The following is a 19641-nucleotide window of genomic DNA, read 5'->3' on the forward strand; positions in this document are numbered from 1 at the left end:
CTCTCCTCCCCGCCGTCCAGGGGCACCGTCGCCCCCGGCCCCGGTCAGGGACATCGGGTCGAATCTAGCGGCTGTGCCTACCCGTGAGTAGCAGAGCGTCGGGCCGTCGGCCCGCACGGAGGGGTCGAGCGGTTAGCCTGCTGCCCATGGCCGACCAGTCCACCCAGTCGATCGTCGTCGACGCACCCGCCGCCGACGTCATGGCGGTCATCGCCGATTTCCCCGCCTATCCGCAGTGGGTGGCCGCCGCGAAGCAGGTGGAGGTCCTGGAGACCGGGCCCGACGGCCGCGCCACCCGGGTCCACTTCGTCCTCGACGCCGGGGCGGTCAAGGACGACTACGTCCTCGCCTACACCTGGGAGGACGACCGCAAGGTGTCCTGGAACCTGGTCAAGGGGCAGATGCAGAAGCGCCAGGAGGGCTCCTACACGCTCGCCGAGCGCGACGGCGCCACCGAGGTCACCTACGCGATCACCATCGACCTGTCCATCCCGATGCTCGGGATGATCAAGCGCAAGGCCGAGAAGGTCATCCTGGACACCGCTCTCAAGGAGCTCAAGAAGCGCGTCGAGGGCTGATCCGGCGTGCGCACGCTGATCCTCACCGGCCCCGGCGGCGCCGGCACCTCGTCCCTGGCCGCGGCCGCGGCGGTCCGGGCCGCCCGCGCCGGGCGGCACACCGTCCTGCTCTCCCGGCAGCGTCCGGCCGTCGCGGGGCTGGAGGTCGAGCCGGGGCTGACCGTCGTCACCGTCGACCCGCAGGCGGCCGTCGAGGGCATCTGGTCCGGGGTCGCCGGCACGGCTGGTGCCGTGCTGCCGCAGCTGACCCTGCCCCCGGCCACCTCCGTGGTCCCGCTGCCGGGCGCCGCCGACGTCGCGCTGTTCGCCGAGCTCGCCCGGGCCGACGCCGAGCTGGTCGTGGTCGACGCCGGCCCGGTCGAGTCCGCCCTGGCCCTGGTCAACCTGCCGGTCACCCTGCGGTGGTGGCTGGCGCAGCTCATGCCGCCGGGCATGCGGGCACTCGGTGCCGTCCGGACGGCGGCCGTGGTGTCCGGCGCGGTGCGCCGCGGCCCGGTGGACGCCGCCCTGTCCGCCGTCCCGGCGCTCGAGGCGCTGCTCGCCCGCGACCGGCTGGCCGACCCCACCACGACCGGCGTGTACCTGGTGGCCGCCCCCCGCGCCGCGTCGTCGGCACCGCTGCGCACGGCGGCGGCGGTGCTGGGGCTGCACGGCCTGCGAGCCGGCGCCGTCCTCAGCCGCGTGCTGCCCCTGGCCGGGGACGACGAGTGGACCACCGCCCGTGCCGCCGAGCAGGAGGCGGCGCTGACCGGCCTCGCCGACGTCGCCCCGGTGCTGCGGGTCCCCGAGCTGCCCGTCGCGCCGGACGGCCCGGACCAGGTCGGTGCCCTGCTCGACGGGGAACTGCCGGACAGCGCCGGGTTCGGGGCCCCCGTGCCCGAGCGGTACGAGGGGGCGTGGCGGCTGGCCCTCCCGCTGCCCTTCGCCGAGCGGGGCGCGGTGACGCTGACCCGGTGGGTGGACGACCTGGTGCTGACCGTCGGCGGGGTCCGGCGCTCGGTCCGGCTGGATCCGCTGCTCCGCCGGTGCGAGGTGACGGGCGGGCGGCTCGCCGAGCCGGGGACCGCCGCGGCCCGCCTCGAGGTGGGCTTCCGCCCCGACCCACAGCTCTGGCCCGCCGATCTGCTCAGCGCCGAGAGAAGGACGTCATGACACCCGGAACCGACTGGATCGACCAGGCGCAGCGCCTCGTCGAGGCCCTGCGCGGTGGCCTCGCCTCCGTCGTCGACCCCACGACCGGGGCCGGCGCCACGACGTCCTCCGACGGCACGACGTCCTCCGACGGCACGACGTCCTCCGACGGCACCGGGCACGCCGCCGACTGCCGGTGGTGCCCGGTCTGCCAGGCCGCGGCCGTCGTGCGTGGCGAGCGTCCCGAGGTGAACGCGGCCCTCGCCGACCTGCTCACCGCCGCGGCCACGGCGCTGCGGACGGTCGCTGCGGCCGGGCGCCCGCCGGAGGAGCCGGCGGCGGAGGAGGCCGAGGATCGCCGGCCGGAGCCGCCGGCGCCGGTCCAGCAGATCGACATCGCGTGACCGACCCGGTTGCCGCCGGGCCGGCGGCGCTCGGCATCGACATCGGCGGCACCAAGGTCGCCGGAGGGGTCGTCGCCCAGGACGGGACGATCCTCGCCACCGCCCGCCGGGCCACGCCGGGCGCCTCGGTGTCCGACACCGAGGACGCCATCGCGGCTGTGGTGGACGAGCTGGCGGAGGGACACCCGGGGGAACTGGTCGGCGTCGGCGTCGGTGCCGCCGGATGGTTCGACCGCACCGGCGACACGGTGCTGTTCAGCCCGCACCTCGCCTGGCGCAACTCCACCCTGCGCAAGGACCTCGCCGCGCGGCTGCAGCGGCCGCTCTGGGTCGGCAACGACGCCGACGCCGCGGCCTGGGCCGAGTACCGCTACGGCGCCGCCCGCGGGGCGGACCTGGCGCTGATGATCACGCTCGGCACCGGGATCGGCGGCGGCATCGTCATGGACGGGCGGCTGCGCCGGGGCTCGCACGGGGTGGCGGGGGAGTGGGGGCACATGCGCGTCGTCCCCGACGGCCGGCTCTGCGCGTGCGGCAACCGCGGCTGCTGGGAGCAGTACGCCAGCGGGACGGCGCTGGGGCAGACCGCCCGCGAGGTGGCCCGCACGTCGCCGGCCGCGGCGGCGCGGCTGCTGGAGCGCGTCGACTGCGAACCCGACCGGCTCACCGGGGAGGACGTCGCGCGCGCCGCCGCCGACGGCGACCCGCTGGCCCTGGAGCTGATCACCGAGGTGGGGGTCTGGCTCGGGCAGGGCATCGCCGACCTGGCCGCCGTCCTCGACCCCGACGTCGTCGTCATCGGGGGCGGGGTGAGCAAGCTCGGCGAGATGGTGCTCGGGCCCGCCCGCGACCGGCTGGAGCGCGCCCTGCCCGGCCGGGGCTTCCGTCCCGGTCCCCGGGTCGTGGTCGCCGCGCTCGGCCCCCAGGCGGGCATGGTCGGCGCCGCCGACCTCGTGCGGCAGGCCGTCCGGGAAGGCGACGCCTGAGGTCGCGCCGAGTGGGCCCCGGAGGGTAGAAGGACCCCGTCCCCCTCACCCCTCGCAAGCTCGGGGCGAGCCTCCGGACGGGGCCGACAGGAGCTATTCCGGGGCGAGCTCGCGGGCCAGCTGCTCGAGGAACAGGCCGATGTCGGTGATGATGCCCATCGCCTGGGCGCTACCGCGGTCGGCCAGCTTCGTGACGGTGGCCGGGTTGATGTCCACGCTGACCAGCGGGACCGACGCCGGCAGCAGGTTCCCGGTCGCGATGGAGTGCAGCATCGTCGCGACCATGATCGCGAAGCCGACGTCCGGGAGCTCCGCGCGCATCGCCCGCTGACCCTCGATCACGTCGGTGTGCACGTCGGGCAGCGGTCCGTCGTCGCGCACGGAGCCCACCAGCACGAACGGCTTCCCGGCCTCGACCATCGCATGCATGACGCCGCCGGTGAGGACGCCGGAGCGCACCGCCGCCGCGATCGAACCCGCCGCCCGGATGGTGTTGATCGCCCGGATGTGGTGCTCGTGCCCGTGCGGGACCCCCGAGCCCTTCGCCAGGTCCACACCCAGCGAGGTGCCGTACAGCGCCGACTCGATGTCGTGGGTGGCCAGGGCGTTGCCGGCGAAGAGGACGTCGACGAACCCGGCGCGGACCAGCCGCACCATGGCCGGCGCGGCGCCGGTGTGCACGACCGCCGGACCGCCGACCCACAGGATCCGCTTGCCCGCGGCCTTGACCTCGCGCATCCGCTCGGCGATCTGGCGGACCAGCAGCGCCTGCGGCTTCTCGCTGGACACCGCCGAGGACATGAACCCGAAGTCGTCCTCCTCGCCGCGCGGCGCCTGCGCCGGCAGCTCCACCCGGACACCGTGGGCGCCGCAGACGACGGCGTCGCCGGCGCGCACGTCACTCACCGGCACGGTGCGGACCACCGCCTGCCCGTCGTCGGTGGTGACGACCAGGCCGCAGTCCATCTCGGGCTGCCGCACCCGCAGCCACTCCCGGTCCAGCCGGACGAGGGTCTCCAGGTTGGTGGTGGAGTAGAAGTCGTCGGGGAAGACCCCGTCGGCCGGCGCCGGGCGGGTGAGCGCCGTTCCCGGGTCGACCGCGTTGGCCCCGTGGATCTGCACCCGCATGAGGATCCGGTCCAGCAGGTCCGCCCCGTCGGCGCTCACCTCGATGAGCGCCCGCGACTCGTCCTCGTGCTGCCGGCCGAGGTCGAGAGTCTCGATGCGGTAGTCCCCGCCGTACTCGAGGACGTCGTCGAGGATGCGGGCGAGGATGCCGGTGTCGACGAGATGCCCGGTCACCGTGACCGTGGCGGTGTGCGCGGCAGTGGTCACACCGGCACGCTAGACGACGGCGCCGTCGTCGCCGTCGTCCTCGGAACGGTCCCGCATCCGGGACACCAGCAGGGCGACGCCGCCGGCGATGGCCAGGACGCCCAGGACCAGACCCACGTCCGCCGACAGCCGCAGGATGCCCGGCGCGCCGATGAGCAGCACGCCCCCCACGACCAGCAGCAGCGCGTAGAGCGAGGCGGGCGCGGGCGCCGGGATCGGGGGAGCGGGAGGTGGCCGGAAGTGCTCCTCGGGCCGGTCCAGCACGGGCAGTTCGTGCGGGGGAGGCGCCGGGACGTCCGCCGGCTCCTCCTGGACCACCGCGCGGCCGTGCTCGGCCTCGAACGCGGCGACGATCCGCGCCCACTCGGCGTCCTCGTCCAGCCCGGGGCGGACGGGGGCCGGCTCCGGCTCGGGGGCCGGGACGGGCGGCGGGTCGGGAGCGGGCACGTGCTGGTCCACGACCGCACGCGCCTCGCCCCGGCGGGAGCGGTCGACGAACAGCCGGTCGGACGGCGGGCTGGGCAGGCTGACCGACCGCGTGTAGGGCTCCACGTCGGCCGACGGCTCCAGGTAGGCGGCGATGCCGACGGCGTGCAGCAGGTCGAGCAGGTGCTCGCCGACGCGCGGGTCGACGTCTCGCAGCGGGCTCCAGAGCGTGGCCTGCAGGCCGTTGTCGCGCCGGCCGCGTCCGCGGCGGACGTTCATCGTGGTTCCGCCGCGGCGTTCCCCGTGCCCTGGTCGTCCCCGGCCCGCACGTGCGCACGGATCCAGTCGACGGAGCCGGCGAAGATCGTCGGGGCGTCGTTGTCCAGGGTCGCGACGTGGTAGCTGTCCTCGAGCAGCACCTCGGTCGTGTCCGTGCTGCCGACGCCGGCGAGCAGGATCGTGCTGTTGACCGGCTCGACCACGTGGTCCTCGGTGCTGTGGAACACGATGACCGGCGCGGTGACCGTGCCCAGGTCGGCCCGGGTGGCGGCCCACAGCCCGCGCAGCTGCATCATCGCCCGGGTCGGCAGCTTCGGGTAGGCCAGCTCGGTCACCCCCGGCTTCTTGATGTCGCTGGCGATCGGCGCCCAGCTCGGCGTGATGCGGGCGAGCAGCGGCAGCAGCTTGGCGTCCACCCGCTGGGTGAGGAGGGCCGGGTTGACCAGCAGCAGCCCGGCGACGTCGTCGGGGCGCACCTGTGCCAGCCGGGTGGCCAGCGTGCCGCCCATGGACAGGCCCGCGACGAACACCCGGTCGCAGTCGGCGGCCAGCTCGTCGAAGGACTGCTCGACCGTCGCCGTCCACTGGTCGTGCGTACTGGCGTTGCAGTCCTGCCAGCGGGTGCCGTGCCCGGGCAGCAGGGGGCAGCGCACGGCGAAGCCCTCCGCCGCGAGGTGCTCCCCCCACGGCCGCATGCTCATGGGGGTGCCGGTGAAGCCGTGCAGCAGGAGGACACCGGTCCGGCCGTCCGGACCGTCCCCGCCCGGGAAGGCGAACGGCTCGGCGCCGGGCATGACGCCGTGCGGCGCGGTCGGTCCAGACACAGGGTCCTCCTCGGCGTCCGGTGGCGGTGCCGACCGGCAGGGGTGCTCGGAACAGGTCACACGTCCGGCCGATTGTGATTCAGCCGTCAGGCTCCCTAGTCTGGCAGCTCACGAGTGGAGGCGTGTTGTTCTACTGGTTCCTCAAGTTCGTCGCGATCGGCCCGGCGGTGCGCGCCGCCTTCCGGCCGCGCGCCGAGGGCACGGAGCACGTGCCGGCGACCGGTGCCGCGATCCTGGCGAGCAACCACCTGTCGGCCGCGGACTGGATCTTCATGCCCCTCCAGCTCAAGCGCCGCGTCACCTTCCTCGCCAAGGCCGAGTACTTCACCGGCACCGGCCTCAAGGGTGCGGCCCAGCGCGCCTTCTTCTCCGGGGCGGGCCAGGTGCCCATCGACCGGTCGAGCGCGTCGGCTGCCGAGGGCGCCATCCGGACGGGGATCCGCACGCTCCACGAGGGCAAGGTCCTCGGCATCTACCCGGAGGGCACGCGTTCCCCGGACGGCCGGCTCTTCCGCGGCAAGATCGGCGTGGCCCGCATGGCGCTGGAGACCGGGGCCCCGGTCATCCCGGTCGCGATGGTCTACCGCAAGAGGAAGCTGCCGTTCGGCAAGCGGATCACCCGGGTCACCGTCCGGTTCGGCGCCCCGTTGGACTTCTCCCGCTACGAGGGCATGGCCGGTGACCGCTTCGTCGAGCGCTCGATCACCGACGAGATCATGTACGAGATCATGACGCTGTCGGGCCAGGAGTACGTCGACGTCTACGGCGCGACGGTGAAGAAGTCGATGGACGCGACCGGCGCCAGCGCGCCCGACGTCGTGGCCCGGCTCCAGCCGCCGCCGGACGAGGCCGCCGACCGCGCTCCCACGACGCTCGCCGGCTGACCCGCTGCGTCGCCTTCTCCACCGGTCGAACAGTGTGCGCAGACCAGCAGTTCCGCGCCCGAGAACTGCCTGTCCGCGCACGACGTCCCTGAGGGACACGCGGCGTGCACCGGAACCCGGCCGCGCCGTGGCTGCCTAGCCGCGGGCGACGAGGCGGTCGAGCACGTCGCGCAGCAGGTCGAGCAGCTCCGCACGGGTCACTGTCGGCTCCTGCACCCAGGACCCGACGAGGTCCTCGGTGAAGGCGAACCAGGCCAGCACCAGCTGACGGCGCAGGGCGTCGTCGGGCAGGTCGAGCGTGGTCAGCGCCACCTGGACCAGCCGGCCGCGGGTCTCCTCGTAGACCTCCGACACCCACGGGTCGCCACCGCCGGCGCCGCGGACGAACGCCAGGTAGGTCTCCGGGAACGTCTCCACCCACCCGACGTAGCGGTCCAGCATGCCGGTGACCTGCTGCTCGGCCGGGGTGCCGGGTTCGGGCAGGAGATGGTCGAGCAGCAGATCGGCCGCCGCCCGGGTGACGGCGGTGTAGTACTCCCGCTTGTTCGCGAAGTAGTGGAACAGCAGGCTGCGGCTGATGCCGGCCCTCCGGGCGACCTCGTCGATGGTCAGCTCCTGCACCGGCGTCGTCGGCAGCAGCTCCAGCCCGATCTGGACCAGCTGTGCCCGGCGGTCCCCGGCCGAGCGACGCAGCCGGGGCGGGCCGGGCCGGGAGGACGCCGTCACCGGGGCGGCCCGCTCAGGCCGGGAGCCGGTCGGCGGCCGCGGCCACGAGCAGCCGGCCGATCGCCTCCGCCGCGAGCCCCGCCCGCTCCTGGGGCAGCATGTGCCCGGTCCGTTCCGCCACGTGCAGGGAGGCGCCCAGGATCGCCTCGGCCAGGTGACGGCTGTGCCGCACCGGCGTGAGCTTGTCGCTGTCGCCGACCAGGATCTCGACCGGGACGCTCGTCAGCGCCGCCAGTTCCCGGCGCTTGTCGTGCTCGCCGAGCGCCGGGTAGAAGGCGGCGAACGCGCGGACGGTCGTCGCGTGCATGATCTCCGCCCCCGCACGCACCATGTCGTCGGTGGCGTCGGCGCCGTAGAGGAGCTCGCGCACCAGCGTCCGGTGCCGCGGATGGGTTGGCGGCAGCAGCTCGCGCAGCCGCTCGAGGACCCGCGCGCCGCCGATGGCGACCGACACCATGCCCGGCGCCAGCTTCAGCTGCAGCCGTTCGGCGCGCGTCCGCCCGGGCGGGGCGAGGTCACCGGCGGACGTCGAGACCAGGGCGACGCCGCGGACGCGGTCGCCGAACAGCTCGGGCCGGGCCGCGGCCAGGCACATGATCGTCATGCCGCCCATCGAGTGCCCGGCGAGCACGACCGGGCCGGTGGGCGCCAGCTCGTCGACGAGCTCGCCGAGGTCGGCGCCGAGCTGGTCGATGGACAGCTCGCCCACGTCGTCGGCGTACCGCCCCCAGGTGGAGCGTCCGTGCCCGCGCTGGTCGTAGCGCACCAGCCGCAGCTCCCCGGCGGCGATCCGGGGGGTGAGGAGCTCGGCGACGTCGTCCCAGGCGGCCTGGGCGAGCGTCCAGCCGTGCGCGAGGACCAGCGTGACGGGGGCGTCGTCGGCACCGTCGACGACGGCGTGCAGGACGGCGCCGTCGGGGGTGCGGACCGCCGCCACCTGGCGGAGGACGGTTCCGGCGCTCATGCCGCCACCTCCGGGCGCTCGGCCGCCGCGGCCGGGACGCCGACGTAGTTCTCGCGGTCGAGCTTCCTCGTGAGCCGCCGGAACCGGAAGGTGAAGTCGGGCCACAGCGTGGTGTTGTGCCCGTGCCGGTCGAGGTACCAGCTGGCGCAGCCGCCGGCCAGCCACACCGTGCCCGCCGACTTCTCGGCGATCAGCGAGCGCCAGGCCTCCTGTGCCTCCGGGGTGGTCTCCAGGACCTCGAGCCCCTCGGCGTCCATGGTCCGCAGCGCGTCGTCGACGTAGGCCACCTGCGACTCGATCATGTAGACCATCGACGTGTGTCCCACGCCCACGTTCGGGCCGACCAGCAGGAACAGGTTGGGGAAGCCGGCGACGGTGGCGCTGCGGTTGCTGACCATCCCGTCGGCCCAGACCTGGGCCAGGGTGCGCCCCTGGCGGCCGTGGATCCGCTCCGCGATCGGCAGGTCGGTCACGTGGAAGCCGGTCGCCAGCACGATGGTGTCGGTGCGGCGCTCGACGCCGTCGGTGGTGACGATCGAGTGCGGCCGGACCTCGCGGATGCCCGCGGTCACCAGCTCGGCGTTGGGTGCCGCGACCGCCGGGAAGTAGTCGTTGCTGATCAGGATCCGCTTGCAGCCGATCGTGTAGTCCGGCGTGAGGGCCCGGCGGAGCTTGGGGTCCCGGACCTGGCGGTGCAGGTGGGCCTTGGCGAGTTTGCCGACGGGCCTGAGAAAGCGTCGGTTCTTGGCCATGCCGATGACCAGGAACTCGCGGAAGAGGTACAGGGCAGCCCGGATCGCGTTCTGCAGGCCGGGGACCGACCGGTAGAGCTTCTGCATCCAGGGCTTCACCGGGTGGTCGGTGCGGGGGACCACCCACGCGGGAGTGCGCTGGTAGACGGCGAGGCTGCCCACGACCGGCTGGATCGCCGGGACGACCTGGATCGCCGAGGCGCCGGTGCCGACGACGGCGACCCGTTCACCGGCCAGGTCGTGCTCGTGGTCCCAGCGCGCCGAGTGCATGACCGTGCCGGCGAAGGAGTCCAGCCCGGGGATGTCGGGATAGGTGGGGTCGGCCAGGGCGCCGGCCGCGGAGACCAGGACGCGGGCGCGGAACTCGCCGGCCGTGGTGGAGACCAGCCAGCGCCGTGCCTCGTCGTCCCAGCGGGCCGACGTCACGTCGGCGCCGAAGACGCAGTGCCGGCGCACGTCGAACCGGTCGGCGGTCCGCTGCAGGTAGGCCTGGATCTCGGGCTGCTCGGAGTAGGAGCGGCCCCAGTGGGGGTTCTGGGCGAAGGAGAAGGAGTAGAGGTTGGACTGCACGTCGCAGGCCGCGCCGGGATAGGTGTTGTCCCGCCACGTGCCGCCGACGTCCCCCGCGCGCTCGAGGAGCACGACGTCGGTCTCGCCCCGGCGCCGCAGCGCGATCGCCATGCCGAGGCCGGCGAAACCGGACCCGATGATGGCCACGCCCACGTCGCGGACGGCGTCGGTGCCCGTGGCGGGCTGGCTCTCGAGCGTGCTGGTCACCGATCGGCTCCTTCGCGGTCCCGGTTTGCTGAGCAACGCTCAACAAGCTACAACAGTTGTTGAGCAGTGCTCAATCCGAGCGCCCGAGCCGACCCCGAGGAGCCCCCGTGCCGTCACTCCGCAGGACGCGTCCCCGCACCCCGCTGGCCGGCCGGGCGGTGCTGATCACCGGCGCGGCCCGCGGCATCGGCGCCGAACTGGCCCGCCGTGCCGCCGCGCGCGGGGCCCGCGTCGCGCTGGTGGGCCTGGAGCCCGACCGGCTGGCTGCCGTCGCCGACGAGCTGGGGCCCGAGCACCTGTGGGTGGAGGCCGACGTCACCGACGCCGACGCGCTGACGGCCGCGGTCCGGCGCGCCGTGGACACCTTCGGCGGTCTGGACATCGTGGTCGCCAACGCGGGCATCGCACCGCTGACCACGGTCATGACCAGTTCGGCGCACGCACTGGCCCGCACGATCGAGGTCAACCTGATCGGCGCGATGCTCACCACGCACGCCGCGCTGCCCGAGATCGCCAAGCGGAGAGGCCACGTGCAGCTGATCAGCTCCGCCGCCGCCTTCACGGTCCTCCCCGGGATGAGCGCCTACTGCGCCGCCAAGGCCGGTGTCGAGCGGTTCGGCGACGCCCTCCGGCTGGAGGTCGCGCACCGCGGCGTCACCGTCGCGAGCGCGCACCCGACGTGGATCGACACCGACATGGTGCGCGACACCGAGAACGCGCTGCCCACCTTCAAGGCCACGCGGCGGCAGCTCCCCGGGCCGCTCGGTGCCTACACCTCGGTCGAGGCCTGCGCCGACGCGCTCGTGGAGAACCTGGAGACCCGGGGCCGACGCGTGTTCGTCCCCGGGTCGGTCGGCGTCGTCTCCGCGCTGCGCCAGCTGGTGACCGGCGTGGTCGCGGAGAAGGTGGCCCTGCGGGTCTCGGCGACCCGGGTCCCGCAGCTCGAGCGCGACATCGCGGCGCTGGAGGGGCAGGAGTTCGGCGCGAACTCCATCGGGGCGCAGCGCAGGAACGGGCCCGCCTGAGGGCTGCGCATCGGTGGTGCTCGCGCCACCTACGGTGGACATCGTGCGGCGCTTCTTCTACGACACCGAGTTCATCGAGGACGGCACCACCATCGACCTCGTCTCCATCGGCGTCGTCGACGAGGCGGGCCGCGAGTTCTACGCCGTCAGCACCCAGTTCGACCCGGACAAGGCCATCCCGTGGGTGCGGCGCAACGTGCTGGACCAGCTGCCCCCGCCGGCGGACACGGCGTGGCGCAGCCGCGAGCGGATCCGCGAGGACCTGCTCGCGTTCCTCACCGGGCCGGGCGAGGAGATCGAGCTGTGGGCGTGGTTCGGCGCCTACGACCACGTCGCGCTCTGCCAGCTGTGGGGTGCGATGCCGGCCCTGCCGCGGCCGATCCCGCGGTTCACCCGGGAACTGCGGCAGCGGTGGGACGACCTCGGGCAGCCGGCGCTGCCGCCCAAGCCGCAGGGCACGCACGATGCGCTGGTCGACGCCCGCTACAACCTCGAGCGCTGGCACGCCATGGAGGCCGCCCGTCCCTGAGGTCGCCTCACCACGCTCGGCGGCTAGCGGAGGTGGGCCCAGTCCTCGGGGTGGGCGCGCAGGTGCTCGGCCACGGTCCGCGCGGGACGCCCTGTCAGCCGCGCGACGACGTCGCTCACCGACGCCAGCTCGCCGGCGGCGATGGCCAGGTAGCTGGTGACCCACCCCTCGATCTCCCAGTCCGGGTGGCCGGACGGGCGGCGGGTCGCCCACGCCTCCTCGACGGTCTGCTGCCGGTAGTCCGCGGGACGCCCGGTGATCTCCCCGAGCACCCGCGCGGCGTCGTCCATCGAGAGGGCTTCCGGGCCGGTGACGTCCAGAGTGCGGCCGTCGAGCTCGTCGTCGTCCCGGACCAGGACGGCGGCGGCGACGTCGGCGAGGTCGTCCCGGGAGACGAAGCCGGTACGGCCGTCCCCGGCCGGGGCACTGATCACCGCGCGACCGTTCTCCGGCGTCGCGAAGAACGGCACGAAGTCGGCGTACATGCTGTGCCGCAGGAACGTGTGGCGGACGCCGGTCGCGGCGATGGCCCGCTCCGTGGCGTGGTGCTGCCGCGCGAGGGTGAAGGTGGCGTCGGCCGCGGCCCCGACGAAGGACGTGTAGACGATCCGGCCGACCCCGGCCTCGGCCGCCGCCGCGACTGCGGTCAGGTGCTGTTCCAGCCGGTCCTCGGCCTCGGCCGCCGACACCAGGTAGAGGGTGTCCACGCCCCGGAGCGCGTCGCGGAAGCCCTCTCCGTCGGCGTAGCCGGCGGGGTTCTCCACCACTTCCGCGCCGGGCAGCTCCGGCGCGCGGGCGGCGTCGCGGACGACGAGTCGCAGCGGCCCCGCGGCCGCCGCCGGGAGCCGGGCGGCGACCCGGCCTCCGAGCGCACCGGTCACTCCGGTCAGACCGATCACGAAGATCCTCCCTGCGGGGCTGTGAGCTGCGGCATCATGTCCTGGACCAACCTGACCGGACCCCGACCCCTTCCCGGAGGACCAGCATGCGGATCGGCATCCTGACCGGCGGCGGTGACTGCCCTGGGCTCAACGCCGTGATCCGGGCCGTGGTCCGCAAGGGGATCGGCGAGCACGGCGACGAGATCGTCGGCTTCCGCGACGGGTGGCGGGGGGTGCTCGACGGCGACACCGTGCCCATGGACCTGGCCGCGGTGCGCGGGATCCTGCCGCGCGGCGGGACCGTGCTCGGGACCTCCCGCACCAACCCGTACGCCGTCGAGGGCGGCCCGCAGCGGGTGCTCGCGACCATCGAGCGCCTGGGCATCGAGGCGCTGATCCCGATCGGCGGCGAGGACACCCTCGGCGTCGCCACCCGGCTGGCCGAGGCGGGGGTGACCGTCGTCGGGGTGCCGAAGACCATCGACAACGACCTCGACTCCACCGACTACACGTTCGGCTTCGACACCGCGGTCGGCGTGGCCATGGAGGCCATCGACCGCCTGCACACCACCGGCGACAGCCACCACCGCACGCTCGTCGTGGAGGTGATGGGCCGGCACGCCGGCTGGATCGCGCTGCACGCGGGCATGGCCGGCGGGGCGAACGTCATCCTCATCCCCGAGAAGCCGTTCGACGTCGACGGCGTCGTCGCCCACTGCCTGCACCGCTTCGAGTCCGGGTACTCGCCCATCGTCGTGGTCTCCGAGGGGGCCAAGCCCACGGACGGCGACATGATGCTGTCCACCGGCGAGAAGGACGCGTTCGGGCACGTGCGGCTCGGCGGGATCGGTGCCGCGCTGGCCTCGCTGCTCGAGGAGCGCACCGGCCGCGAGGCGCGGGCCGTCGTCCTCGGCCACATCCAGCGCGGCGGCACCCCCTCCCCGTTCGACCGGGTGCTGGCCACCCGATTCGGGCTGGCCGCCGTCGACGCCGTCCACGACGGCCAGTCGGGGGTGATGGTGGCGCTGAAGGGCACCGACATCGTGCGGGTGCCGCTGAGCGCGGCGACCGCCCAGCTCAAGCTGGTCCCCGCCGAGCGGTACGCCGAGGCCGAGGTGTTCTTCGGCTGAGCAGTCCCGCGGGAGCCGCAAAGTACCCTCGGGTGCGTGAGTCTCCCCGAACCTGCTGAGCTGGTGCCCGGTCTCGACCGGTGGAAGGACCTCCCGGCAGCGCAGCAGCCGCAGTGGCCCGACCGCGCGGCGCTCGACGCCGTCCTCGGCACGCTGTCGACCGTGCCGCCGATCGTCGCCCCGGCGGAGATCGACGGGCTGCGGGCGCAGCTGGCCGACGTCGCCCAGGGCAAGGCCTTCCTGCTGCAGGGCGGGGACTGCGCGGAGACCTTCGACCTCAACACCGAGCCGCACCTGCAGGCCACCACGCGGACGCTGCTGCAGATGGCGGTCGTCCTCACCTACGGCGCCAGCGTGCCGGTGGTCAAGGTCGGCCGGGTCGCCGGGCAGTACGCCAAGCCGCGCTCGTCGGACACCGACGCCCTCGGGCTGCCGTCCTACCGGGGCGACATGGTGAACTCTCTGGAGCCGGTCCTGGAGCAGCGCATCCCGGACCCGCACCGGCTGGTCCGGGCGTACGCGAACTCCGCGGCGGCGATGAACATGATCCGCGCCTACGCCCGGGGCGGCTTGGCCGACCTGCACGCCGTCCACGACTGGAACCGCGACTTCGTCGCCAACTCGCCTGCGGGCGTGCGCTACGAGGTCATCGCCCGGGAGATCGACCGCGCGCTGGCGTTCATGAAGGCCTGCGGCATCGACTCCGACGCCCTGCGCGGGGTGGAGCTGTACAACTCCCACGAGGCGCTGATCCTCGACTACGAGCGGGCGCTGCTGCGGGTGCACGGGGGCCGCGCGTACGCCTCGTCGGCGCACTTCGTGTGGGTGGGGGAGCGGACCCGCCAGATGGACGGCGCGCACATCGAGTTCGCCTCGAAGCTGGCCAACCCGATCGGCGTGAAGATCGGGCCGACGACGACGCCGGAGCAGGCCACCGAGCTCGTCGAGCGGCTGGACCCCGACGGCCTCCCGGGCAAGCTGACGCTGATCAGCCGGATGGGCAACGGCAAGATCCGCGACGTCCTGCCGGGGATCGTGGAGAAGGTGACCGCCAGCGGGCACCAGGTCGTGTGGCAGTGCGACCCGATGCACGGCAACACCCACGAGTCCTCCACCGGCTACAAGACCCGCCACTTCGACCGCGTGGTCGACGAGGTGCTCGGCTTCTTCGACGTGCACCGCGCGCTGGGCACGTGGCCGGGCGGCATCCACGTGGAGCTGACCGGTGAGGACGTCACCGAGTGCCTCGGCGGCGCCATGGAGATCAGCGACGAGGACCTCAACAGCCGGTACGAGACCGCCTGCGACCCGCGGCTGAACACCGGTCAGTCCCTGGAGCTGGCGTTCCTGGTCGCGGAGATGCTGCGTGGATAAGGACCCCCTTGCCCCCCACCGCTCGCGAGCTCGCGGCGGGACCCTGCAAGGGGGCCTGATCGATCTCCGGTCGGACACCGTCACGAAGCCGACGCCCGGGATGCGCCGGGCCATGGCCGAGGCGGAGGTCGGCGACGACGTCTACGAGGAGGACCCCGCGGTCCGGGCCCTCGAGGAGCGGACGGCGGAGCTCTTCGGCCACGAGGCGGCGATGTTCGTGCCGAGCGGGACCATGGGCAACCAGATCGGCATGCGCCTGGTCTGCGAGCCGGGCCAGGAGGTCCTCTGCGACGCCGACGCGCACGTGGTCACCTACGAGATGGGGGCCGCGGCCGCGATCTTCGGCATCTCCACGCGCACGGTCGTCTCCTCCGGTGGTCGCCTGGACGCCGGGCAGCTGATCGATCAGGTGCGGCCGCGGGACAACTGGCACCTCACCGCCACTGCCGCCGTCGCGGTGGAGAACTCGCACAACCGGGGCGGCGGACTGGTCCAGCCGCTCGACCAGCTGCAGCAGCTGTGGGACTGGTCCCGCGAGGCCGGCGTCGCCGTGCACCTCGACGGCGCCCGCATCTGGAACGCGCACGTCGCCTCGGGTGTCCCGCTGTCGACGTACGGCCGGCTGGCCGACACCGCGTCGGTCTGCTTCTCGAAGGGCCTCGGGACGCCGGTCGGCTCGGTGCTGGTCGCCTCGGCGGAGCGGATCGCGACCGCGCGGCTGTGGCGCAAGCGGCTCGGCGGCGGCATGCGCCAGGTCGGCGTCCTCGCCGCGGCGTGCAGCTACGCCCTCGACCACCACCTGCCGCGGATGGCCGAGGACCACGAGCACGCGCAGCTGCTGGCCAAGCGGCTCGGTGTGGACCCGTCGACGGTGGAGACGAACATGGTCGTGCTGGACGACGTCGCCGCGCCGATGCTCGCCGAGGCCGCGAAGGCGCAGGGTGTGCTGGTCAGCCAGGTGAGCGCCCGGAAGGTCCGCCTGGTGACGCACCTCGACGTCGACCGTGCGGGCATCGACCGCGCCGCCGACGTCCTCGCGGAGTTGTCGAACCGCTGACCCTCCGGGGGACTCCCGGCGGCCGGCTTGACCGCGGTCTGCATCCGGTCGATCGTGGTCCGGCGATGACCGCCCACCGCGCACGTGCCGTCCGGGCGGTAGGGCCGGGCTTCCTCGCCCTCGCGCTGCTCGTCGCCTGTTCCGCTTCCGGGAGCGGTGCCGGGTCGCCCACAGCTGCACGGACGACTGCGTCCGACTGCGCCGGGTCCGAGTCGGTCACGCGCGGACCTCCGGAGGCCCTCGTGGCGGACCTGGGCGGCGACGGAGCGCCGAGGGTGGTCGGAGAGGGGAACCTCTACTTTCTCACCCCCGCGGAAGGCACCTGGGGCGACGCTGCCGAACGCCGGACCGACGGCATCTACCTGAAGCTGGGTCTGTGGGTCGGCACCGACTCCGCTCCCGATGTCGACGTCCGGGAAGCGGATGGGCCCGGTGTCGGCCGGGTCGACCAGTCGCCCACGGCCGACGGCCTGCCGGGATTCCTGCCGACGGGGGTCCACGTCCCGACCGCGGGCTGCTGGCGGGTCACGGCTTCACTCGGAGACGACGTCGCCGCGATCCACGTGCTGTTCGAATAGCCGGGGACGACCCGCTGGGGCCCGCGCTGGAGCCACGAGCGCGTCAGGCGCCGTCGAACTCGACCGGATCGCCGATCAGCGAGTTCAGCAGCTTGATGTCGGCGGCGTGCCCGCCGTACGGCGAGCCGTCCTTCTCGGACGGCGTCTCCACCACGACGGACACCCCGGCCATCGACGGGTGGGCGAGCAGCTCGGCGAAGGGCGCGACCCCGATCGAGCCCTCGCCGATGGTGGTGTGCCGGTCCCGCTTGGAGCCGCACCCGTCGAGCGAGTCGTTGGCGTGCACCAGGCCCAGCCGGCCCGGGCCCACGGTCGCCTCGAGCGCGTCCAGGGTCGCCGTCATCCCGCCCGGCGCCGCGAGGTCGTGGCCGGCCGCCCAGGCGTGGCAGGTGTCGAAGCAGACGCCGAGCAGCGGGTGGTCCTCCAGCGCCGCGAAGTACGGCCCGAGGTCCTCGACCGTGGCGGCCAGCGCCTTGCCGCCGCCGGCGGTCGGCTCGACGAGCAGCCGGGGCGAGCCCGCGGGAAGGCCGTCGAGCACCGGCAGCAGCCGTTCGCGCAGTTGGCGCAGGGCGGCCTCGTAGCGGTCCTCGCCCACGGCCGACCCGGCGTGCACGACGACGCCGGCGCAGCCGAGCTCCGCACCACGCCGCAGGTTGTGCGCGATGGAGGCGATGGACTGCTCGACGGTCGCCTCGGTGGGGGAGCCGACGTTCACCAGGAACGGGGTGTGGATGAACGCGGGCACCGAGCGCTCCGCGCAGCCCTCGACGAACAGTGCGTCCTGCCGCGCATCGCCGTCGGTCAGCTTCCAGCCGCGCGGGTTGCCCACGAACACCTGGACGGCGCGGGCGCCCACCGCGTCGGTGTACGCCAGCCCGCCCGTCGCGAGGCCGCCCTTGATCTGGATGTGCGCCCCGATGGGAGGCGACGGGATCCCGGTCAGAACGCCACCAGGATCTTCACCGCAGTGCCCTGCTCGACGCTCTCGCCGGCGGCGGGCTGCTGCTGGCGCACCTTGTTGCCGAAGAACTTGGTGGCGTCGACGGTCAGCCCCGCGGCCTGCAGCGCCGCGACCGCCTCCTCCTCCTTCATCCCGGCCACGTCGGGCACGACGACCAGCGGGACCCCGGCGGAGACCACGATCGTCAGCGCGCTGCCGTAGGGGACGGGGCCCGCGGCGGGGCCGGGGGTGATGGCCATGACCTCGCCCGGGTCCACGTCGGCGCTCCGGCCGTCCTCGCCGCGGGTGACCGTGAACCCGAGCGCCTCCAGGTTGGCCACCGCCTGCTCGGGGCTCTGCCCGGTCACGTCGGGCACGACGACCGGCTCGTGGCCGAGGCTCACCTGCACGGTCACCACCGAGTCGCGCGGCAGCGCGGTGCCGGCCGGCGGGTCGAAACCGATGACCAGACCCGGCGCGACGGCGTCGCTGTAGAGCTCGGCGACGGTGACCTGGATCGCCGACCGTTCCTCCTGGAGGAAGGTGACGACGTCGTCCACGGGCTGGCCGACCAGCTCGGTGGGCACGGTGAAGCGCTCCGGCCCCTGCGAGACGACGAGACGGACGTCGGTGCCGCGGATCGCCTCGCCGGGCTCGGGATCGGTGGACATGACGACGCCGGCGGGGAACTCCTCGCTCCAGACCTCCTCGCAGCAGTCGGGGGTCAGCCCCGCCTCCTGCAGCAGGTCGATCGCCGCGGCCTCGTCCTGGCCCACCAGCTGCGGGATCTGCGTCCACCGGCCGCTGCCCAGCCACCAGCCGATCGCCCCGATGGTGATGGCCAGCAGGGCGATGATCGCGACGGCGAACCGGGCCCGCCGGCGGCGGATGTGCTGCGGGACGCCGGGGCGCGGGCGTTCCAGTGCGGCCGGCCGCCGGCCGTTCACGTTCATCGTGGCGCCGCCCGCGGCCGGCAGCATGCTGGTCCGGCCCGTGCGATCGGTGCGCTGGCCGCCGAGCACGGCGGTCCCGGGGTCGCTGGGGTGGCGCGGCCGGGAGGGCCGGTTGGTCGGCCGCAGGGTGCCCGGCCCGGCGGTGCTGCGCCCCGTCGGCACCGGGACCGGCTCGATCCCGAGGTCCTTGCGCACGTGACCGAGCTCGGCGAGGAACGCGCCGGCGTCCACCGGCCGGCCCGCCGGGTCACGGCGGGTGGTGCGGGCCACCAGCTCGTCGACCGCCCACGGCAGCCCCTCGACCTCGTCCGACGGGGCCGGGACGTCGTGGTGCACGTGCTGGTAGGCCACCGCCAGCGGCGTGTCCCCGCCGTAGGGCGGGTGCCCGGTGAGCATCTCGTAGAGCACGATGCCGGCGGCGTAGATGTCGCTGCGGGCGTCGGCCTTGCCGCGTTCGAGCTGCTCGGGCGACAGGTAGGCGACGGTGCCGATGAGCACACCGCCGGTCTGGCTGGCCTGGGCGGTCCCGGTGCCGACGACGGCGCGGGCCAGGCCGAAGTCGGCCACCTTCACCACGCCGTCGAGGCCGATGAGGACGTTCTCCGGCTTGATGTCGCGGTGCACGATGCCGGCCCGGTGGGCGGCGGTCAGCCCGGACAGGGTCGGCTCGAGGACGGCGAACGCCTCGGCGACGGTCAGCCGGCCCCGGGCGGTGAGCAGGTCGCGCAGGGTGCGCCCGCGGACGAGCTCCATGACCAGGAACACCAGCCCCTGGTCGCTGCCCTGGTCGCTGACGCCGACCACGTTCGGGTGGCTGAGCATGGCCGCGGCGCGCGCCTCGCGGGTGAACCGGTCGACGAACGTCGGGTCGTGCGCGAGGTGCTCGGCCATGACCTTGACCGCGACCGTCTTGTGCAACCGCAGATCGGTGGCCGCGTACACCGTCGACATGCCGCCGCGCGCGACCCGCTCCTCGAGGCGGTAGCGCCCCTCGAGGACCAGGCCCACGACGGGGTCGCTCACGGCGGTGTCCACTCGAGCGAGTGTAGGTAGGAGTCGGGCGCGGACAGGCCAACCACGCGGTGCAGGGGGCCGCCGTGGCCGGTGG

The 19641-nt window shown here is 74.2% G+C and carries 20 protein-coding genes; 11 read left to right on the forward strand and 9 right to left on the reverse strand.

Features of this window, described 5'->3' with window-relative positions:
* Positions 1 to 146 precede the first annotated feature (146 nt).
* Genes BM142_RS13205 through BM142_RS13220 form a run of 4 tightly spaced genes read left to right on the forward strand, consistent with a single transcriptional unit; the run spans position 147 to position 3099 of the window.
* Positions 147 to 578 carry an SRPBCC family protein gene (locus BM142_RS13205; protein WP_092199315.1) on the forward strand — a complete coding sequence of 144 codons (432 nt, stop codon included), beginning with the start codon at positions 147 to 149 and terminating at the stop codon, positions 576 to 578.
* 6 nt (positions 579 to 584) lie between these two features.
* Positions 585 to 1730, forward strand: a complete 1146-nt coding sequence (locus BM142_RS13210) for an ArsA family ATPase (protein ID WP_092199318.1) — start codon at positions 585 to 587, stop codon at positions 1728 to 1730.
* Positions 1727 to 2113: a hypothetical protein gene (locus tag BM142_RS13215; RefSeq protein WP_092199321.1), complete on the forward strand. Its 387-nt coding sequence runs from the start codon at positions 1727 to 1729 to the stop codon at positions 2111 to 2113. The genes BM142_RS13210 and BM142_RS13215 overlap by 4 nt, the downstream gene beginning before the upstream one ends.
* Positions 2110 to 3099, forward strand: a complete 990-nt coding sequence (locus tag BM142_RS13220) for an ROK family glucokinase (RefSeq protein ID WP_092199324.1) — start codon at positions 2110 to 2112, stop codon at positions 3097 to 3099. The genes BM142_RS13215 and BM142_RS13220 overlap by 4 nt, the downstream gene beginning before the upstream one ends.
* A gap of 93 nt (positions 3100 to 3192) precedes the next feature.
* On the opposite strand, the gene BM142_RS13225 is transcribed toward BM142_RS13220, so the two are convergent.
* From BM142_RS13225 to BM142_RS13235, 3 genes are read right to left on the reverse strand one after another with little or no spacing between them, the layout of a single operon-like run.
* Positions 3193 to 4434 (reverse strand): ornithine cyclodeaminase, nickel-pincer nucleotide-dependent, encoded by a 1242-nt coding sequence (locus tag BM142_RS13225; protein WP_092199327.1) that lies wholly within the window; start codon positions 4432 to 4434, stop codon positions 3193 to 3195.
* 9 nt (positions 4435 to 4443) lie between these two features.
* Positions 4444 to 5139 carry a hypothetical protein gene (locus tag BM142_RS13230; protein ID WP_092199329.1) on the reverse strand — a complete coding sequence of 232 codons (696 nt, stop codon included), beginning with the start codon at positions 5137 to 5139 and terminating at the stop codon, positions 4444 to 4446.
* Positions 5136 to 5963, reverse strand: coding sequence for an alpha/beta hydrolase (locus BM142_RS13235; protein ID WP_254790876.1), 828 nt, complete (start codon positions 5961 to 5963; stop codon positions 5136 to 5138). The genes BM142_RS13230 and BM142_RS13235 overlap by 4 nt, the downstream gene beginning before the upstream one ends.
* A 122-nt stretch (positions 5964 to 6085) precedes the next feature.
* On the opposite strand from BM142_RS13235, the gene BM142_RS13240 reads away from it, so the two are divergent.
* Entirely contained in the window at positions 6086 to 6847 is a 762-nt protein-coding gene (locus tag BM142_RS13240; protein ID WP_254790878.1) for a lysophospholipid acyltransferase family protein, read from the forward strand.
* A gap of 135 nt (positions 6848 to 6982) precedes the next feature.
* Here BM142_RS13240 and BM142_RS13245 read toward each other — a convergent pair whose 3' ends face one another.
* Genes BM142_RS13245 through BM142_RS13255 form a run of 3 tightly spaced genes read right to left on the reverse strand, consistent with a single transcriptional unit; the run spans position 6983 to position 10066 of the window.
* The gene (locus tag BM142_RS13245; protein ID WP_092199332.1) at positions 6983 to 7573 is read right to left on the reverse strand and encodes a TetR/AcrR family transcriptional regulator; all 591 of its coding nucleotides are present in this window, start codon (positions 7571 to 7573) and stop codon (positions 6983 to 6985) included.
* A gap of 13 nt (positions 7574 to 7586) precedes the next feature.
* On the reverse strand, positions 7587 to 8537 hold the full coding sequence (locus BM142_RS13250) for an alpha/beta fold hydrolase (protein WP_092199335.1): 951 nt from the start codon (positions 8535 to 8537) through the stop codon (positions 7587 to 7589).
* Positions 8534 to 10066: a flavin-containing monooxygenase gene (locus BM142_RS13255; protein WP_092199338.1), complete on the reverse strand. Its 1533-nt coding sequence runs from the start codon at positions 10064 to 10066 to the stop codon at positions 8534 to 8536. The genes BM142_RS13250 and BM142_RS13255 overlap by 4 nt, the downstream gene beginning before the upstream one ends.
* Positions 10067 to 10173: 107 nt before the next feature.
* On the opposite strand from BM142_RS13255, the gene BM142_RS13260 reads away from it, so the two are divergent.
* Positions 10174 to 11091, forward strand: a complete 918-nt coding sequence (locus BM142_RS13260) for a short-chain dehydrogenase/reductase (protein WP_092199341.1) — start codon at positions 10174 to 10176, stop codon at positions 11089 to 11091.
* Positions 11092 to 11134: 43 nt separating this feature from the next.
* Positions 11135 to 11620 (forward strand): polyadenylate-specific 3'-exoribonuclease AS, encoded by a 486-nt coding sequence (locus BM142_RS13265; RefSeq protein ID WP_092199507.1) that lies wholly within the window; start codon positions 11135 to 11137, stop codon positions 11618 to 11620.
* Positions 11621 to 11643: 23 nt separating this feature from the next.
* On the opposite strand, the gene BM142_RS13270 is transcribed toward BM142_RS13265, so the two are convergent.
* The gene (locus tag BM142_RS13270; RefSeq protein ID WP_254790880.1) at positions 11644 to 12519 is read right to left on the reverse strand and encodes an NmrA family NAD(P)-binding protein; all 876 of its coding nucleotides are present in this window, start codon (positions 12517 to 12519) and stop codon (positions 11644 to 11646) included.
* 86 nt (positions 12520 to 12605) lie between these two features.
* Between BM142_RS13270 and BM142_RS13275 the strand changes: the two genes are divergently transcribed.
* From BM142_RS13275 to BM142_RS13290, 4 genes are all read left to right on the forward strand, one after another.
* On the forward strand, positions 12606 to 13631 hold the full coding sequence (locus BM142_RS13275; protein WP_092199343.1) for a 6-phosphofructokinase: 1026 nt from the start codon (positions 12606 to 12608) through the stop codon (positions 13629 to 13631).
* 36 nt (positions 13632 to 13667) lie between these two features.
* Positions 13668 to 15005: a class II 3-deoxy-7-phosphoheptulonate synthase gene (locus tag BM142_RS13280; protein WP_092199346.1), complete on the forward strand. Its 1338-nt coding sequence runs from the start codon at positions 13668 to 13670 to the stop codon at positions 15003 to 15005.
* On the forward strand, positions 14998 to 16062 hold the full coding sequence (locus tag BM142_RS13285) for a threonine aldolase family protein (RefSeq protein ID WP_417852093.1): 1065 nt from the start codon (positions 14998 to 15000) through the stop codon (positions 16060 to 16062). Before BM142_RS13280 ends, BM142_RS13285 begins: the two co-directional genes overlap by 8 nt.
* 242 nt (positions 16063 to 16304) lie before the next feature.
* Positions 16305 to 16640, forward strand: a complete 336-nt coding sequence (locus BM142_RS13290) for a hypothetical protein (RefSeq protein ID WP_092199350.1) — start codon at positions 16305 to 16307, stop codon at positions 16638 to 16640.
* A gap of 43 nt (positions 16641 to 16683) precedes the next feature.
* On the opposite strand, the gene BM142_RS13295 is transcribed toward BM142_RS13290, so the two are convergent.
* Both BM142_RS13295 and BM142_RS13300 read right to left on the reverse strand, forming a co-directional pair.
* Positions 16684 to 17583, reverse strand: a complete 900-nt coding sequence (locus BM142_RS13295; protein WP_092199518.1) for a deoxyribonuclease IV — start codon at positions 17581 to 17583, stop codon at positions 16684 to 16686.
* The gene (locus BM142_RS13300) at positions 17580 to 19568 is read right to left on the reverse strand and encodes a Stk1 family PASTA domain-containing Ser/Thr kinase (RefSeq protein WP_092199352.1); all 1989 of its coding nucleotides are present in this window, start codon (positions 19566 to 19568) and stop codon (positions 17580 to 17582) included. The genes BM142_RS13295 and BM142_RS13300 overlap by 4 nt, the downstream gene beginning before the upstream one ends.
* Between the last annotated feature and the right edge of the window lie 73 nt (positions 19569 to 19641).

It is taken from the genome of Blastococcus tunisiensis (genome assembly GCF_900112815.1).
GTDB classification, from domain to species: domain Bacteria; phylum Actinomycetota; class Actinomycetes; order Mycobacteriales; family Geodermatophilaceae; genus Blastococcus_B; species Blastococcus_B tunisiensis.